15 protein-coding genes are annotated in these 17,440 nt (G+C 69.5%); 9 read left to right on the top strand and 6 right to left on the bottom strand.

What is annotated here, in order from left to right:
* Positions 1–38: 38 nt before the first annotated feature.
* Entirely contained in the window at positions 39–947 is a 909-nt protein-coding gene (locus AB0I53_RS13915; RefSeq protein WP_358601471.1) for a PDR/VanB family oxidoreductase, read from the bottom strand.
* 12 nt (positions 948–959) lie between these two features.
* Positions 960–1,589 carry an MSMEG_1061 family FMN-dependent PPOX-type flavoprotein gene (locus tag AB0I53_RS13910; protein WP_358601469.1) on the bottom strand — a complete coding sequence of 210 codons (630 nt, stop codon included), beginning with the start codon at positions 1,587–1,589 and terminating at the stop codon, positions 960–962.
* A gap of 119 nt (positions 1,590–1,708) precedes the next feature.
* Here AB0I53_RS13910 and AB0I53_RS13905 point away from each other — a divergent pair, with 119 nt between their 5' ends.
* Entirely contained in the window at positions 1,709–2,329 is a 621-nt protein-coding gene (locus tag AB0I53_RS13905) for a TetR/AcrR family transcriptional regulator (protein WP_358601467.1), read from the top strand.
* A 242-nt stretch (positions 2,330–2,571) separates the two neighbouring features.
* Here AB0I53_RS13905 and AB0I53_RS13900 read toward each other — a convergent pair whose 3' ends face one another.
* From AB0I53_RS13900 to AB0I53_RS13890, 3 genes are all read right to left on the bottom strand, one after another.
* The gene (locus AB0I53_RS13900; RefSeq protein ID WP_358601465.1) at positions 2,572–3,921 is read right to left on the bottom strand and encodes an SUKH-4 family immunity protein; all 1,350 of its coding nucleotides are present in this window, start codon (positions 3,919–3,921) and stop codon (positions 2,572–2,574) included.
* Positions 3,922–4,053: 132 nt separating this feature from the next.
* Positions 4,054–5,568: an acetyl-CoA hydrolase/transferase family protein gene (locus tag AB0I53_RS13895; RefSeq protein WP_358601462.1), complete on the bottom strand. Its 1,515-nt coding sequence runs from the start codon at positions 5,566–5,568 to the stop codon at positions 4,054–4,056.
* Between the two features lie 356 nt (positions 5,569–5,924).
* On the bottom strand, positions 5,925–6,752 hold the full coding sequence (locus AB0I53_RS13890; protein ID WP_358601459.1) for an IclR family transcriptional regulator C-terminal domain-containing protein: 828 nt from the start codon (positions 6,750–6,752) through the stop codon (positions 5,925–5,927).
* A gap of 342 nt (positions 6,753–7,094) precedes the next feature.
* Between AB0I53_RS13890 and AB0I53_RS13885 the strand changes: the two genes are divergently transcribed.
* Complete coding sequence (locus AB0I53_RS13885) at positions 7,095–8,330, top strand: MFS transporter (protein WP_358601456.1); 1,236 nt, start codon at positions 7,095–7,097, stop codon at positions 8,328–8,330.
* 104 nt (positions 8,331–8,434) lie between these two features.
* Here the strand turns inward: AB0I53_RS13885 and AB0I53_RS13880 are convergent, their stop codons facing one another.
* Positions 8,435–9,679, bottom strand: a complete 1,245-nt coding sequence (locus tag AB0I53_RS13880) for an FAD-dependent oxidoreductase (RefSeq protein ID WP_358601453.1) — start codon at positions 9,677–9,679, stop codon at positions 8,435–8,437.
* A 64-nt stretch (positions 9,680–9,743) separates the two neighbouring features.
* Between AB0I53_RS13880 and AB0I53_RS13875 the strand changes: the two genes are divergently transcribed.
* The 7 genes from AB0I53_RS13875 (at position 9,744) to AB0I53_RS13845 (ending at position 17,336) form a co-directional block, all read left to right on the top strand.
* The gene (locus tag AB0I53_RS13875) at positions 9,744–10,346 is read left to right on the top strand and encodes a TetR family transcriptional regulator (protein WP_358601450.1); all 603 of its coding nucleotides are present in this window, start codon (positions 9,744–9,746) and stop codon (positions 10,344–10,346) included.
* A 129-nt stretch (positions 10,347–10,475) separates the two neighbouring features.
* Positions 10,476–10,886 (top strand): hypothetical protein, encoded by a 411-nt coding sequence (locus AB0I53_RS13870; protein ID WP_358601447.1) that lies wholly within the window; start codon positions 10,476–10,478, stop codon positions 10,884–10,886.
* A 243-nt stretch (positions 10,887–11,129) separates the two neighbouring features.
* Positions 11,130–12,149 carry a LacI family DNA-binding transcriptional regulator gene (locus tag AB0I53_RS13865; RefSeq protein WP_358601444.1) on the top strand — a complete coding sequence of 340 codons (1,020 nt, stop codon included), beginning with the start codon at positions 11,130–11,132 and terminating at the stop codon, positions 12,147–12,149.
* Between the two features lie 68 nt (positions 12,150–12,217).
* A complete protein-coding gene (locus AB0I53_RS13860; RefSeq protein WP_358601441.1) occupies positions 12,218–13,579 on the top strand; it encodes a sugar ABC transporter substrate-binding protein in 1,362 nt (453 codons plus the stop codon).
* The gene (locus tag AB0I53_RS13855) at positions 13,576–14,523 is read left to right on the top strand and encodes a sugar ABC transporter permease (RefSeq protein ID WP_358601438.1); all 948 of its coding nucleotides are present in this window, start codon (positions 13,576–13,578) and stop codon (positions 14,521–14,523) included. Before AB0I53_RS13860 ends, AB0I53_RS13855 begins: the two co-directional genes overlap by 4 nt.
* On the top strand, positions 14,516–15,355 hold the full coding sequence (locus tag AB0I53_RS13850) for a carbohydrate ABC transporter permease (RefSeq protein ID WP_358601435.1): 840 nt from the start codon (positions 14,516–14,518) through the stop codon (positions 15,353–15,355). The genes AB0I53_RS13855 and AB0I53_RS13850 overlap by 8 nt, the downstream gene beginning before the upstream one ends.
* A gap of 34 nt (positions 15,356–15,389) precedes the next feature.
* Complete coding sequence (locus tag AB0I53_RS13845; RefSeq protein WP_358601432.1) at positions 15,390–17,336, top strand: cellulase family glycosylhydrolase; 1,947 nt, start codon at positions 15,390–15,392, stop codon at positions 17,334–17,336.
* Positions 17,337–17,440: the final 104 nt, after the last annotated feature.

Below are 17,440 nucleotides of genomic sequence, written 5' to 3'. Positions count from 1 at the left end.
CACGCTGTCGAGATTCTGGGCAGCACTTCGCTTTCCCTTCACAGATCCAGAATCAGTCGTGGTGAAAGCGCTCGGGAAACGCAGGGGTACATCCGGCCCTCGGAGGCACCGATGCCGTCGCGGTGTTCGGGCTCGCCTTCCAGGACGGTGATCTCGCAGCTGCCGCAGACGCCTTCGCGGCAGCCCGACGCCACCGGCCTCCCGGCGTGGTTCAGCGCGTCCAGCAACGACTTTCCCGCCGGCACCTCGATCGTCCGTCCACTTCGGGCGCAGACCGCCTCGAACGCCGCATTGGGTGCGAACTCCCGCGCAGCGGGCCGGAACCGCTCCGCGTGCAGCCGTCCGCAGGGAAACGCCTCTTCGGCCGCGGCGAGCATCGGCCCGGGACCGCAGCAGAAGACCAGTGCCTCGGAACTCAAACCGGCGGCCAACGCGGCGAAGTCGGGTCTGCCGTTCTCTTCAGTCGCGAAGATTCGCGCCCGGTCGCCATACGTGGCACGGAGTTCGCCGGCGAAGGGCATGGACGCGCGCGAGCGGCCCACGTAAACGAGCTTCACCGCGGCACCTGATTCGATCGCCGAACGCAGCATCGGCCTGATGGGCGTGATACCGATCCCGCCGGCGACGAAGAGGTACTCCGGTGCCGGTTCCAGCGGGAAGTGGTTGCGCGGCAAAGAAACCTCGAGCGGACGCTCCAGGCGCAGGAAGCGGTGCACGTACTCCGAGCCGCCGCGGCTGAGGCGGTCGTGCCGGACCGCGATGCGGTAGCACTCGCGCTCGGCCGGGTCTCCGCACAGGGAGTACTGCCGGGTCAGCCAGTTCGGCAGGGCGAGGTCGATGTGCGCCCCCGGCTGCCACGGCGCCAGCGGCCCGTCCACGCCCCGCAAAGCGAGCGAGACCACGTCTTCGGCGACCGGATCGATCCGGTCGATGATCGTCTGCTGCAAGGAGAACCCCCGTCAGTACAGCTCGCGGTAACCGGCTTCGAGAACCTGTTCGAGCAACGCCGGATCGATGTCCACACCCATCTGGGCGGCCGCGACCTCACCGACCGAGGGCATCTCCTCGGCCAGCGCCTGGCTCGCCGGATCCCACAGCCGGGACCGGATCAGCGCGCGTCCGCAGTGGAAGTACACCTCCGCCACCTCGACGACGATGGCCAGGACCGGTTCACGCGCCTCGGTCTGCATCCGGGCTAGCACTTCGGGCTCGTCGGTGGGATATGCGCGGCCGTTGACCCGCAACGTTTCCCGCATGCCGGGGATGAAGAAGAGCAGCCCGACCCCGTCGTTCTCGGCGAGGTTGGTGAAGGAATCGGCGATCTTGTTGCCGGGCCGGTCGGGAATCGCGAGGGTGTGCTCGCCGAGCACCTTCACGAAGCCCGGGTAGTCACCGCGGGGCGAACAGTCCATCCGGCCCGCCGCGTCCGCGGTGGCCAGCGTCAGGAACGGCGAATGGGCGATGAACCGGCGGGCGAACGCGTCGATGTGGTCCTGCTTCTTCTCCTTGATCATCGCCTCGGGCTCACCGAGCCGGGCCCGGACCTCGGCCGGCGCGACCGGCCGAGGCCGGATGCGGACGTGCGTCATCACAGGTTCCTTTCCGGGGTGGATCACGTTCTCCGGCGAACGCGCAGGTCATGGCACTATTATGAGCAATTGTTCAGCTCGCGCGCTACTCGCTTTCGCGCCGTTCCGCAGGGGGTGCCATGACGTCGGGCCAACGCCGGCTTCAGCCACGTAAACAGCCACGCCAGGTACGCGCGGAGCTCACCCGGCAGCGGATCCTCGGCGCGGCTGCTCACGTTTTCGCCGAGCACGGCTACGCCGCGGGCACCACCAACCGAATCGCCGAACGGGCTCGGATCTCGATCGGTTCGCTGTACCAGTACTTCCCGAACAAGGACGCGATCCTGCTCGAGCTGGTGATCCGGCACCTCGAAGAGGGGTGGGCGGCGCTGGCCGGCCGGCAGGACGGCGAGCTGCCCGAATCGCTCGAGGAGGTCCTCCGCGTTTTCGTCCGGGCCCAGATCGAGAACCATCAGGACGATCCGCAGCTGCTGCGCCTGATGATGGAGCAGGCCCCCAGCTCCACCGTGCTGCTGGACAAGATCGCGCAGTACGAGCAGGCGAATTTCGACTACTTCCGGGACCTGCTCGGACGCCACCCCGAGGTCCGGGTGGCCGACCTGGAAACAGCCACCCGGCTGGTGATCTCGACCATTCAGTTCGTCGTGCACCCGCTCGTCGCCGCGCCCGAACCGGTCGACCCCACCCGGCTGGAGAACGAGATCGTGACGATGCTGACCCGCTACCTCAAGGCCGGGTGAGCGTCAGGCCCCGACACCGCGCAGCACCTTGCGCACCAGTTGGGTCGCGAACTTCTCGGTGACCGGCAGGTTCGGCAGCAGCAGGCGGTGATAGCAGGCGCCCCAGAGCCGGTCGACCACTCGAAGGCATCCTGCGCGGGGTGGCCCTGCAGTGGCTCGCGGACCCGGACAGCACCCGGCTCGACGAGGCCATCGCGCTCGGTGATCGCCACCCCGCTGCGTACCACCTGAGGCGTCGCCGGTCAGGAGGCCGGGGCGAGGACGAAGGTGCTCCCGTCGTCTTCGGGGACCGTCACCACGAGCCCGGTTTCGGCCAGCGCTTCCGCGATGACGTCCCGGTCGCCGGCCCATTGCAGCGGAAGCTCGTCGACGAGGTCGCCGCGGGCGTCGAAGCAGACGGTGTGGCGCTGGGTGATCCAGAAAACGGCCTTGGGCGACTCCCCCTCCTCCGTCTGGGCGTGGACCTGCTGCCAGGCTCCGGAGGGCGTCGGCCAGAGGTCGGGCTCGGCGAAGTAACCATGCTCGGCGAGGCGGTCGAACGCCCGCACGATCCGGCAGAGATCGGACGACCGGTCGGTGGCCAGGCAGGTCACGACCCCGTCCTTCGGCTTGTTCAGGCCGTGGACCGAATCGAAGAGCGCCTCCATGGCGGCATCTGATCGCTTGCGCAGTTCGTCGGCGTCCAGTTCCAGGAGGTCGTCGTCCTCGTCTTCACCCTGCTCGGGAACGGAGACGACAAGTCCCTCGCGCGCGAACACCGACTGGATCCTCGAGGTGAGCCCGCCGCGCCAGGCGATGTTGACGTCCTTGACGAGAGAGCCGTCCGAGTCGAAGTGGTCGTCCAGCTCGGCCGACGGGCTCAGCAGGCCTTCGCTTTCGGTGTCGGCGGCGAAGTGCTCGGAGTCGACGACCTGCCAGGATTCCGCCTCCAGCCGGCGCAGAGCCCGGTCGAACCGGTCGCGGTGCGAGCCGCTGCCCGCGGCAGGCGCGTGGGACTCGGACGCCGCTTCGGCGACCTCCGCGCGCCGCTGCTGGAGGAACGCGCGCGTCTCGGCGATCAGGTCCCGGCCCATCAGGTGGTCCATCACCATCGACCACCACGCCTCGGCGTGCCCGAACGCGACCGGGTCCAGTTCCTTCAACGACAGCCACAGTTTCTCGGTGTGCTCCTGGCCGGAGTCCGGCGATTCGTTCAGCGCCTGCTGGCGCAGCCGGATCCGGTGGAGGAACTCGACGAAGTTCGCCAGGGAGCTGTTGACCTTCTCCGCCTGCGCCTCGCCGTCGAGCGAGAGCAACCCGACGACGCCGCTGCTGATGTCGAGAAAGTAGCGCATGCCCGCGTCGCCCGACGTCCCGCCGAGAATGAAGACGTCGACGTCCCCGCTGCTCGTCTTGAAGACCACCGGGGAGCCGGTTCGCGGCTCGTCCGCGAGGAAGGTGGTGAACACCTGGTCCGCGCGGACCGGCAGTCCGACCTGGCAGAGGATTTCCGCGTCGGCGTCCGAGAACCCCCGCTCGCGGGCCTGCTCCGGGTCCATCAGCAGCAGGCCGTCGCCGCCGAATGCGTCGACCATGTCGTCGTGCGTAATCAAGATGCAGCACCTTCGCCATCGCGCCGGGTTGATCAACTTCCGGCAGCTACGACGGCGCGGAAGCAGGTTCGGTTCCGCGCGGTGCGCACGATCTTTCCGCTGCGCCGATCCCGTCCACATCGGAGGCCTGCGCTAGGCCGGGCGCATGGTGCCTTCGTCGAGGTAGCGCTGGTGCCAGGACAGGGCCTCGTCCAGCAGGTGCGGGGTGTGGCGGCCGAACGACGAATCCAGGGCACGGTCGTAGTAGTCCCGCAGCGCCGGGCGGAAATCGGGATGCGCGCACCGCTCGATGATCAGCTCGGCGCGCTTGCGGGGCGAGAGGCCGCGCAGATCCGCCAGGCCCTGCTCGGTCACGATCACATCGACGTCGTGCTCCGTGTGGTCCACGTGCGAGACCATCGGCACGATCGCGGACACCGCGCCACCCTTGGCCACCGACGGCGTCACGAAGATCGACACGTAGGCGTTGCGCGCGAAGTCGCCCGAACCGCCGATGCCGTTCTGGATCCGGCTGCCCATCAGGTGCGTCGAGTTGATGTTGCCGTAGATGTCGGCCTCCACGATGCCGTTCATCGCCAGGCAGCCGAGCCGGCGCACGACCTCCGGATGGTTGCTGATCTCCTGCGGCCGCAGCACGATCTTGTCACGGTAGGCGGCGGCATCGCGGTTGAAGCGGTCCACCGCCGCCGGGCTCAGCGAGAACGCGGTCGCGGACGCCATCCGCAGCTTGCCCGACTCGATCAGCTGCAGCATCCCGTCCTGGATCACCTCCGTGTAGGCGGTCAGCCCGTCGAACGGGCCCGCCTGAAGCCCGGCGAGGACGGCGTTCGCCACGTTGCCCACCCCGGACTGCAGCGGGAGCAGATTCCGCGGCAGCCGGCCGCACCGCACCTCGAGCTCCAGGAAGTCCAGCACATGCCCGGCGATCTGCCCGGACGTCTCGTCCGGCGGCGTGAAAACCGTGTTGCGGTCGGGCGATTCGGTTTCGACCACCGCGATCACCTTGTCCGCCGGGCATTCCAGGTACGGCACACCGATCCGGTCGGCGGGATGCGTGATCGGAACGGGCTCACGCAACGGCGGCAGCGCCGTCCCGTAGTAGATGTCGTGCATGCCTTCCAGGTGCTCGCTCTGCCACGAGTTGACCTCCAGGATCACCCGGTCGGCACGCTCCAGCCAGGTCTTGTTGTTGCCCACCGACGACGACGGGATCAGGCGGCCGTCCTCGGTGATGCCGCTGACCTCCACGACGGCGACGTCCAGTTCGCCGAAGACGCCCTGCCACACGCGCTGCGCGACGTGCGAGAGGTGGATGTCGGTGTAGTCCATCCGGCCGGAGTTGATCTTCTCGCGGGTGACCGGGTCGGACTGGTACGGCAGCCGCAGGTCGATGCCCTCCACCTCGGCGAGCGCCCCGTCGAGTTCCGGGGCGGTGGACGCGCCGGTCCACAGGCCGACCTTCATCGGCCGCCCCTCCGCGCGGGCCGCGGCGACCCGCTTGGCCAGCGCGCCCGGCACCTCCTTCGGATATCCGGCGCCGGTGAAGCCGCTCATGCCCACGTTGTCGCCGGTCCCGATCAGCCCGGCGGCCTCCTCGGCATCGACGATCTTCGCCGCCAGCCGCCGGTTCCGAACCCTGCGGGTCATGTCCGCCCTCCCGCTCCGTCGAGGTCGAAGGCGCCACCCGCGAATCGCGGCATGCCGCCGGGGTGGCCCGATGTGACGGGGATCCTAAGCACGGAACGGAGCGGAAATAACTGTGACGCACGGCACCGAGACGGTGAGGACTCCGCAGAGCGGCGTCAAATCCCGACGTTTTCCCTGGTGGACAACGCAAATCGGTGCCCGTCCAATGCGCGGGGAGTCATCGGCGGCTCGTTCGCACGGCGACACAAGCGGTCGGCCAGCGAACGCCTGTTGCGCCGATTTCGCGCGAAATCGGCATTTCTCGTGAGGGAGGGTGCCGATTTCGCGCGAAATCGCCGGCACCGCTCGGCGCCGCGTTACACGTCTGGTGGCAGCGCGCGGTCGGGCAACCCGGAACGGCGCGTCGGCGCCGGTGGCTTCAGTCGCAGGTCCGCTTCGATCCGGGCGGCCGTCGCCACCAGCAGCGGCACTATCTCCCGCCGCACTCCGTCCTCCGATGCGCTGTGCGCGTCCAGCGAGACGTTGACCGCCGCGAACACCTTTCCGTCGGCATCGCGGATCGGCGCGGCGACACCGCGCAGGCCTTCCTCCAACTCGCTGTCGGAGATCACGAAGCCCTGCCTGCGCACCTTGACGAGATCCGCGAGCAGGCCTTCGCGGGTGGTGATGGTGCGCGGCGTGAGCGGCGTCAGATCCATCGAACGCAGCCGCGCCTCCAACCGCTCCGGCGGCATTCCGGCCAGCAGCACCTTGCCCATCGAGGTGGCGTGCGCCGGGAAGCGGGTGCCGACCGGGATCGCCACGGACAGCAGCTTCGGGCTCGGCACCTGCGCGATGTAGCAGATCTCGTCGCCTTCGAGCACGGCCACCGCGGTCATCTCGCGCAGTTCGCGGGTGAGCCGGCGCAAGTGCGGCTCGGCGATCTGCGGCAGCGACCGGCTCGACAGGTAGGCGTAGCCGAACTCCAGGACCTGCGGCGTCAGCGCGAAGTGCCGCTCGTCGTGGCGGACGTAGCCGAGGTCGACCAGCGTCAGCAGGATCCGCCGGGCCCCGGCCCGGTCCAGGCCGCTGGCCTGCGCCACCTCGGTCAGCGTCAGCTCGGCCCGCCCGGGCGAGAACGCCCGCAGCACCGAAAGGGTCCGCTCGACCGAGCGGACGAAGTGCCCACCACGTTCCTCCGGCACGCCGCCTCCCCAATCGATGTTCCGCCCGATTCTGCGCCACAAGCATCCGAGTCCACAAAGGACACCTGTGGCGGCAACCGGGCGCCGCGTCTCACTCTATTGAGTGACCACAAGGAGTCGCGCACTACGCACAGTGGTTCGTTTCACGGCCTGCCAGGTGGACAGGACCGCCGCCGCGCCCCGAGACTGGGTACCGAACAACCGACGGTGACATGGCCGGCATTCGGCCGGGCGCCTTTCCGAGTTTCTTCTGGATCGATACAGATCCAAACGCCCTCGTCCCGACCGCGGCGATCACGACCCGCCGCGCTCCCCCGATTCCGCTCCCCCGAGAGGAGAACTGTGCCCATCGCGCTGCTCGCGCTGGCCATCGGCGCCTTCGGCATCGGCACTACCGAGTTCGTCATGATGGGCGTGCTGCCGCAGGCGGCCGCCGACCTCGGCGTGTCGATCCCGACCGCAGGCAACCTGATCACGGGCTACGCGCTCGGCGTCGTGATCGGAGCCCCGGCGCTGACGATCCTGGGCGCGCGGTTGCCCCGCAAGACCATGCTCGTCGGCACGATGGGCCTCTTCACGATCGGCAACCTGCTCTTCGCGCTGGCCCCGAGCGCGGAGATCGGCACGGTGTTCCGGTTCCTCGCCGGCCTGCCGCACGGTGCCTTCTTCGGCGCCGGCGCCGTCGTCGCGACCAGCCTCGTCGGGCCGGGCAACCGTGGCAAGGCGGTCTCGATGATGTTCATGGGCCTCACGCTGGCCAACGTCGTCGGCGTGCCGCTCGGCACACTGCTGGGCCAGCAGTTCGGCTGGCGCGCCACGTTCGCCGTGGTGGCCGCCATCGGTCTCATCGCCGTCGCCGCCATCGTCCGGCTGGTGCCCGCCCAGGGCCGCCCCGCGCCCGCGGACGCCTCGGTTCGCGGTCAGCTCGCCGCGTTCCGCCTGCCGCAGGTGTGGCTGGCGCTGGCGATCGTGACCTTCGGCCTCGGCGGCACGTTCGCCTGCCTGAGCTACCTGACCCCGATCCTCACCGACGTCTCCGGCTACTCACCGACCGGCGCGACGGGCCTGCTGGTGCTGGCCGGGCTGGGCATGACGCTGGGCAACTTCCTGGGCGGCCGGGTCGCCGACAGGGCGTTGATGCCGGGCCTCTACGCCGTGCTGATCGGGCTGGCCGTGGTGCTCGGCGCGTTCACCATCACCTCCGGCGACAAGCTGGCCGCGGCGGTGACGGTCTTCGTGATCGGCGCCCTCGGCTTCATGGTCGCGCCGATCATGCAGGCCGTGGTCATGGACAAGGCCGGCGGAGCACCGGCGCTCGTGTCGGCGGCGCTGCAGTCCGCCTTCAACATCGCGAACTCGATCGGCGCCTACGCCGGCGGCCTGACGATCGCGCACGGCCTCGGACTGCTGTCGCCGAACCTGGTCGGCTCGACGCTTTCGGTGCTCGGCCTCGCGCTCGCCGTGGTCTCCGGAACCCTGGAGCGCAACACCAAGCGCGCGGCGGCCGCCCGGACCGAAACCGCAGACGTGCCAGAGGTGCCGGCCGCGCGGGCGGAACCCCAGCTGGTCCCGGCCTGAGCGACGAGCCGGGCACTTCTGGGCTGTCATCGGTTCGGCGCGACGTGAGGGCCTGGTTCGCCGCGGAAGAGGCGTCGCAGCCCGGCGCTTGGCGATACGTCCAATCAGGACAGTCGTGCGCGGCTCCGGCGCGCGAACGCGGGCGCGTGTTCGGGGAGAACTCCCATTCCGCCGATGTAAGCGGTCAAACCGCGCAGGAACGGCGCGCGTTGCAGGGCTCGCAGCATCGCCGGCAGCTTGCTCTCGTCGAGGGTGCCGTCGAGCGCCGGCCGCAGCAGCATCTCGTGCTCGCCGCGCTGGGACTGCTGCGCCACGGCCATCGGTAGCCACCGGCGCCGCTGGACCTTCGCGAGCACGCCGGCGGGAACCCGGCCGCGCCGAAGCGGTTCCGCCAGCACCCGGGCCGCCGCGACGGCGTCCTGCACGGCGAGGTTGACGCCGACACCGCCGACCGGCGACATCGTGTGCGCGGCGTCGCCGATGCACAGCACTCCCTCGCCGTGCCAGCGGCGCAGCCGGTTCATCTCCACCCGCAACAGCTTCACGTCATCCCACGAGCGCACCGATTCCAGCCGGGTTTCCGGCCAGCCGAACAGCTCGGCCAGCCGCGCCCTGAACACCGAGATGTCCTGCGCGCGCAGGGCCTCGTTCCGGCCCTTCCCGATCAGGTAGGACGTCTGGAAGTAGTCGCCGCGGTCCATGGTGACCGACGCCTGTCCGCCGCCGAAGTGGCCGAACACCTCGCCGTCGGTGTCGTCGTCGATCTTGGGCACCCGGACCTGCCACACGTCCATCGGCACGTCGAAGGAGATCTGCCGCAGCCCGGCCTCGCGGCGCACCACCGACCAGCGGCCGTCGCATCCGACGGTCAGCGGAGCAGCGAGTTCGCGCTCCACGCCGTCCGCGTCGCGGTAGTGCACCCCGGTTGTGCGACCGGCGCTGTCCCTGCTCAGTCCGGTCACGGCGCTGCACATGCGCAGCGTGAACGACGGCTCCTCGGCGGCCGCGGTGGCCAGCAGGTCGAGGAAGTCCCATTGCGGCACCATCGCGATGTGCCGGTACGGCTCGCGGAGCCGCCCGAAGTCGGCCATGACCACCGTTCGGGAGCCGACCTGGATGCGCATCTTCGCCAGCTTCCCGGCCGGGAACTTGGCGAAGCGCTCGCCGAGCCCGAGCTCGTCGAGCAGCCGCAACGTGGAGGGATGCACGGTGTCGCCGCGGAAATCCCGCAGGAAGTCCTGGTGCTTCTCCAGCACCGTCACCGCAACGCCGGCCCGCGCGAGCAGCAGGCCCAGCATCATCCCCGCCGGGCCGCCCCCGACGACGCAGCACTGCGTTCGATCCGTCATGACCACCACGCTAACAGAAACTTAGAGTCTATCTAATTTTAGATCCCGTGTAGAATCGGCGACCATGAGTGACCGGATCGGGCTGCGGGAACGGAAGAAGCGGCGCACCAAGCAGGCCCTGATCGAGGCGGCCATCCGGCTGTTCGACGAGAAGGGCTACGACAGCACGACCGTCGCCGAGATCGCGGCGGCCGCCGAGGTGTCGCCCGCGACGTTCTTCAACTACTTCGCGGCCAAGGACGAGGTCGTCTTCGCCGACGACGTGCTCTACGACGGCCTGCTCCAGGAGGCCTTCGCCGGTCGCTCCGCCGACGAGCAGCCGGAAGACCTGCTGCTGCGCACGATCCGCCAGCTCAGCACCGCCGACGCCTGGAGCTTCCCCTTCGACCACGAGCTGACCAGGATCCGGGCCCGGCTGATCGCCACCGTCCCGGCCCTGCGCGCGGGCGCCCTGCTCCGCAACGCCTCCCTGCAGCAGCGGCTCGCACACGCCCTCCGCGAGGCGTATCCCGCGGAGCTCGACGCGCTGCACGCCGCGGCGCTGACCGGGGCCCTGGTCGGCGCGATCGACGCGGCCATGCACTCCGACCTCGACGGCACCGACCGGGAACCGACCACCGAAGCCGTCCTGCAAGCCGCGGAGATCGCGCTGCGAGGCCGCCGTTGACGACAGCCCGCAAACCGGGGTCTTTGGCCCCTTGAGCGGACAGTTCCGACTCCCGCACGGTGAGTTCCTGGCAGTGCGCATGCCTGGCCTGCTGATCGAGCAGTGCTGGCGAGCGGAGGAGGCGGCGACATGACGACCCACGGAGCACGACACATGCACACCGGTTGGGTGGGATGGGTGTACTTCGCCGCCACCATCCTGCTGCTCGCCGGCATCGTCCAGGTGATCAACGGGGCGATCGCGTTCGCCCGCACCGGCACGACGTACGTGACGTCGGCCGGGTCGGCGGTGCAGGTCAGCTACGCCGGGGTCGGCTGGAGCTTCCTGATCACCGGTGTCGTGCTCGCCGCCACCGGAGTCGGGCTGTTCAGCGGTCGCACCTGGGCACGTGCCGTGGCCATCGCCATGGCGGTGATCAGCATCCTGACCAACATCGCCTTCTTCATGGCGTATCCGCTGTGGTCGGCGGTGGTGATCGTGCTCGACGTGATGGTGATCTACGCGCTGGTCGCCCACGGCCGAGAGGTCAGCCACAAGTAGCCCACGTGCGGCCTTGACCAGGCCTGACGGATCGCATCCGCCAGTTCTCGGCCGGATGCGACAGGCCACCGCCACGCTTCGCCGTCCGGCGAGCCCACGCGTCGATGGGCGATCCACTGTGGATCGCCCATCCCGGCTGCCCGGCTCGGCGCGCCGAGTACGCTGCGCCCGGAGATGCCCCACCGCGTTTGTCTCGCCACCCCGGCGTTCGTCGGTGCGGGCCGGGCCTGGAAGGAGCGCCGGGTGAAGCGGCCGACGATCATCGACATCGCCCGGGAGGTCGGCGTTTCGAAGGCCGCCGTCTCCTACGCGCTCAACGGGCGGGCCGGGGTCTCGCCGCAGACGCGGGAGCGGATCCTCGACGTCGCGGCGTCGATGGGCTGGCGAGCCAGCAGTGCGGCCCGCGCCTTGTCCAACGACCGGGCGGCGAACGTCGGAATCGTGCTCGCCCGCTCACCGGAGGTGCTGCGCACCGAGCCGTTCTTCATGCAGATGCTGGCCGGCCTGGAGCAAACCCTTTCCACGGACGGGTTTTCGCTGCAACTCGCGCTCGCGGCGGACACCGGCACGGAGCTGGCCACCTACCGGCGCTGGTGGGCGGAGCGGCGGGTCGACGGCGTGATGCTGACCGATCTCCGGGTCTCCGATCCGCGCCCGGAGCTACTGCGCGAGCTGGGGACGCCCGCGGTGTTCTTCGGCACCGCCGGGCCGATGCCGGGGATTCCGGTCCTGCGGGCCGACGAGGACGAGGCCATCCGCAGCGCGATCACGCACCTCGCGGAGCTCGGCCATCGCCGGATCGGCCACGTGCAGGGGCCGGCCGATCTCCAGCACACCGTTCGGCGAGCGGACGCGCTGCGTCGCGCCGTGCGTGAAACGCCGGGCCTCTCGGTGGGCCACGCGCCCGGCGAGTACACCGAGGAGGGCGGCATTCGTGCCACGCGCCGCCTGCTCGCGGCCCCGAATCCGCCGACCGCGATCATCTACGACAACGACGTGATGGCGGTCGCGGCCGTGGTGCACGCCGAGGAACTGGGCGTGCAGGTCCCGGCGGATCTTTCGGTGCTGGCGTGGGACGACTCGATGTTGTGCCAGGTGGTTCGCCCCGCCATCACCGCATTCGCGCACAGCGTCGTCGTGGATTCCGCCACCGCCGCGCGCATGCTCCTGGAGCTGATCGAGACCGGCTCGGCCGACGACGGTGAGCTGTCGCCGCGGCGACTGATGCCGCGCGGCAGCACCGCGACCGCTCCCGGCAACTGACCGAGCAACGGTAACGAAATGATCACGGCATTTTCCGGCCCTTCTGATTAACCGGTTAAGTCCCTAACTTGAGCCAGGGGTCCAACGACGGGCCCGACGAGGCCGAGGAGGCGTTCGTGCTCAAGCGCTCACTCCTGGCGGTGCCGCTGGTCGCGGCATTGCTCGCCGGCGTGCTGACCGGCTGCACAGCACCGGCCGACGACGACGACACGATCACCTACTGGGCGAGCAACCAGGGCAAGAACGCCGCGCAGGACCGCGAGATCCTCAGCGAAGAACTGGCCGAGTTCACCGCCAGGACGGGCATCGAGGTCAAGCTCGAAGTGATCGGCTGGTCCGATCTGCTCAACCGGATCCTCGGCGCGGCGACCTCCGGCGTCGGCCCGGACGTGGTGAACCTCGGCAACACCTGGGCCGCGTCCCTGCAGGCGACCGGCGCGTTCGTGCCCTTCGACGACGCGCTGATGAACCGCTTCGGCGGCCGGGACCGGTTCCTGGACAGCAGCATGAGCTCCGCCGGGATGCCCGGCCAGGCGCCGGCCTCGCTGCCGCTGTACGGGCTGTCCTACGGCCTGTTCTACAACAAGAAGCTGTTCGCCGAGGCCGGGATCACCGAGCCGCCCCGGAACTGGCAGGAGTTCATCGACACCGCGAAGCGGCTCACCGACCCCGGGCGCGGCCGCTGGGGGCTCACCATCCCCGGCGCCAGCTACACCGAGAACGCGCACTTCGCGTTCATGTTCGGCCGCCAGCACGGCACGCACCTCATCGACGAGCGCGGCAGCCCGTCGTTCGCGTCGCCGGAAGCCGTCGCCGCGGTGCAGCGCTACATCGACCTGATGGCCTCGGCCCGCGTGGTGGATCCGGACGACGCCGAGGAGGGCAACTCCTCCGGAGCGGCAGCGGATTTCGTGGACGGCGACGCCGCGATGCTGATCGCGCAGAACAGCGTCATCCCCACGCTGCACGACAACGGCATGGCCGAAGCGGACTACGGCGTCGTGCCGATGCCGGTGCCCGACCCGCTGCCGCCCGGCGGCCGGGCCGTGCGCAGCCACGTCGCGGGCTCGAACATCGCGGTGTTCGCCGACAGCCCGCGCCGGGAACAGGCCCTCCAGCTGGTCGAATTCCTCACCAGCAAGGAGGTCCAAGCGTCGCTGAACGAGAAGTACGGCACGCTGCCGGTGGTCGAGGACGCCCTTGGCGATCCGGCCTTCCACACGCCCAAGAACCAGGTGTTCGGCGAGGTGCTGGCCAGCGGCTCGGAAACCGTGCCGATGATCCCCAACGAGGCCCACTTCGAGACGACGGTCGGCGCGGCGATGCGCGACCTGTTCGCGGCCACCGCCACCGGGCGGCCGCCCAGCGCGGACGACGTGCGCGAGGCGCTGGCCGAAGCCGAGCAGAAGATGCGGGGAACCGGAGGATGACGGCCACCACCACCCCGCCGATCCCGGTGCGGCGTCGCAAGTGGACGCCGAGCAAGCGCGCGCTCCCCTACCTGCTGATCGCTCCCGCGCTGGCCTTCGAGCTGCTGGTGCACCTGGTGCCGATGCTCGGCGGCCTGTGGATGAGCCTGCTGGAACTGACCCAGTTCCACCTGCGGGACTGGATTCGCGCCCCGTTCGCCGGCCTGGACAACTTCGGCTTCGCCCTGGACCTCAACGGCGCGGGGGGCGCGGAACTCCTGCGCTCCTTCGCGGTCACGTCGGCCTACGCGGTCCTGACCGTCGGGCTGTCCTGGACGCTGGGACTCTTCGCAGCGACGCTGCTCCAGCGCAGCTTCCCCGGCCGCGCTGTGCTGCGCACGCTGTTCCTGGTGCCGTACGCACTGCCGGTCTACACCGCGGTCATGATCTGGAAGTTCATGCTCGACCGCAGCGACGGCATGGTCAACACCGTGCTGGCCGACCTCGGGATCGGCGCGGGCAACACCTTCTGGCTGCTGGGCGACAACGCCTTCGGCAGCATCGTCGTCACCTCGGTCTGGCGGCTGTGGCCGTTCGCGTTCCTCATCCTGATGGCCGGCATGCAGTCCATCCCGACCGACGTCTACGAACAGGCCACAGTGGACGGCGCCGGGATCTGGCAGCAGTTCCGGTCGATCACCGTGCCGATGCTGCGGCCGGTGAACCAGGTGCTGGTGCTCGTGCTGTTCCTGTGGACGTTCAACGACTTCAACGTGCCCTACATCCTGTTCGACAAGTCGGTGCCGGGCGCGGCGAACCTGCTGTCCATCCACATCTACGGCAGCTCGTTCCTCACCTGGAACTTCGGGCTGGGCTCGGCGATGTCCGCGCTCCTGCTGCTGTTCCTGCTGCTGGTCACCGCGGGCTACCTGGCCTTCACGTCGCGGAGGTTGAAAGATGTCTGAACCGCGGTGGTTCCGCCTCCTGCGGGTGGCCGGGCTGACCTTCCTCGCGCTGTTCACCGCACTGCCGCTGTACGTCATGGTGACCTCGGCGGTGAAGCCGCTGGCCGACGTGCAGGACCGGTTCCGGTGGCTGCCGGTGAACATCACGTTCGAGCCGTTCGTCGACATGTGGTCCACGATCTCGCTGGCCGACTACTTCGTGAACAGCACGATCGTGGCCCTGGGCGCCGCGGCGCTGTCGGTGACCATCGCCGTGTTCGCCGCGTACGCGATCAGCCGGTTCCGCTTCCGCGGCCGGAACGTGTTCCGCATCGTCGTGCTGTCCACCCAGATGTTCCCCGGCATCCTGTTCCTGCTGCCGCTCTACCTGATGTACGCCACGATCGGCAGGCTGACCGGCATCGCCCTGCACGGCAGCCACCTCGGCCTGATCATCACCTACCTGACGTTCTCGCTGCCGTTCGCGATCTGGATGCTGGTCGGCTACTTCGACTCCATCCCGAAGGACCTGGACGAGGCGGCGCTGATCGACGGCGCGAGCCCGGTGAGCGCCCTGCTCAGGGTGGTGCTGCCCGCCGCGCGGCCGGGGATCGCCGCAGTGGCGATCTACGCGTTCATGACCGCGTGGGGCGAGACCCTGTTCGCCTCGATCATGACCGATTCGGGTTCGCGCACGCTCGCGGTCGGGCTCCGCGAGTACGCCACGCAGACCTCGGTGTACTGGAACGAGGTGATGGCGGCGTCGCTGGTCGTCAGCATCCCGGTGGTCATCGGGTTCCTGCTGCTCCAGCGCTACCTGGCCCAGGGGTTGACCGCGGGCGCGGTCAAGTGACCCGTTCGCTCCACCAGCCGAGAAAGGGCAATCGATGCGACGCAACTCCGCCAAGGTGACGGTGGCCGGGGAACCGGCCGTGTGGCTCGGCGCGAACTTCTGGTCGCGCACCGGCGGGCCGCTGATGTGGCGGAACTACTCCCCGCAGGTCGTGCGCGAGGAACTGCGCGTGCTCCACGAGCACGGCCTGCGGCAGACGCGTTCCTTCTTCTACTGGCCCGACTTCATGCCCACCCCGGAGAGCATCGACGCGGCGAAGGTCGAGCACTTCGCGGACTTCCTGGACGCGCACCGGGAGATCGGCATGTCGTCGATCCCGACCTTCATCGTGGGGCACATGTCCGGCGACAACTGGGATCCGGCGTGGCGGGACGGCCGCGACCTCTACGCCGACGTCTGGCTGGTGTCCCGGCAGGCGTGGTTCGTGCAGCGGATGACCGAGCGCTTCGCCGCGCACCCGGCGGTCGCGGGCTGGCTGATCAGCAACGAGATGCCGATCTACGGCCGGCTGCGGCACGAGCCGAAGGCGCCGACCGAGCAGGTGACCAGCTGGGCGCAGCTGATGGTGCAGGCGGTGCGGGCCGGCGGCGGGCACCAGCCCGTGTCGCTGGGAGACGGCGCGTGGGGCATCGAGGTCACCGGCACGGACAACGGCTTCTCGGTCCGCGAGACCGGTGCGCTGGTGGACTTCGTCGGCCCGCACGTGTACCGGATCGACAACGACCCCGTGCGCCAGCACCTCGGCGCGGCGTTCATCTGCGAGCTGGCCGCGGTGGCCGGCAAGCCGGTGGTGCTGGAGGAGTTCGGCCTCTCCAGCGACCAGGTGTCGCCGGAGCACGCCGGGCACTACTACCGGCAGATGTTGCACAACTCGCTGCTCGCCGGATCGACCGGCTGGGTGGCGTGGAACAACACCGACTACGACAACCTGATCGGACAAGGCCCGTACTCGCACCACCCCTTCGAGATGCACTTCGGCATCACCGACAACGCCGGGAACCCGAAGCCACCGCTGCACGAGCTGGCCGCGTTCGCCGATGTTCTGTCCACTGTAGATTTCGACCGTTGCGAGCGCACCGACGCGCAGGCGGCGCTGGTGGTGACCGAGTACCTGGAACGCGGCTACCCGTTCAGCCAGGACGACGACCGGCCGCTCATCTTCGACTCGCTGCAGCAGGCGTACGTGGCCGCGCGCGAGGCCGACCTGCCCATCGGGTTCACCAGGGAACGCGACGGCATCGACCCGGACTGCTCGCTGTACCTGCTGCCCTGCACCAAGCAGATCCAGGGGCCGACCTGGCAGCGGCTGCGCGAACGGGTGGCGGAGGGCGCGGTGCTGTACCTGTCCTACACCGCGGGCGAGGTCGGGCACCACCGGCAGCCGTGGATCCCCTACCTGGACGAGACTTTCGGCGTCGCGAAGGAGATGACCTACGGCGTGGTCGACGAGGTGGCCGACGAGGTCGTCGAGTTCACCTTCGCCGAGGACTTCGGCGGCATCGCCGAAGGCGAGGTGCTGCGCTTCCGGGTCGGCGGCAACGAGCACGGCCGGGCGTACCTCCCGGTCCAACCGCGCGGAGCGACGGTGGTGGCCACCGACGCGCACGGCAGGCCGGCCCTGCTGCGCCACCGCAGCGGGCGAGGCGAGGCCGTGCTGTGCACGTATCCGGTCGAGCACTTCGCCGCGCGGAACGCGCGCGTCAACCCGGAGGACACGCACCGGCTTTACGCGGCGCTGGCCGAGATCGCCGGCGTTGAGCGGCCGATCGAGGTCGACGATCCGCGGGTGTTCGCGGACACGCTCCGGCACGAGGACGGGCGGCGGTTCGCCTGGCTCGTCAGCCAGCACGGCCAGGAGGTCACGACAACGCCGCGCGCGAACGGTTTTTCCTTGCACGACAGCAAAACCGGTGAAGCACTTTCCAAGGTCACGCTCCCCGCCTACGGCGTCCAGGTCGTCGAGCTGCACGCGGAGCGGTAGCACCGGGGCGGGGGGGGGTTGTGTTGGTGGTGTTTGGCCAAGAAAAAAAAAGCACACAGACGTAACGTGGGGCTGTCGAAGGACAGAACGCCCGGGGGAGGAGT

The sequence above is a fragment of the Saccharopolyspora sp. NPDC050389 genome (genome assembly GCF_040655595.1).
In the GTDB taxonomy this organism is placed as follows: Bacteria; Actinomycetota; Actinomycetes; order Mycobacteriales; family Pseudonocardiaceae; genus Saccharopolyspora.
Note: the sequence above shows the minus strand (reverse complement) of the source record. Positions and strands in the feature narration are given on the sequence as shown.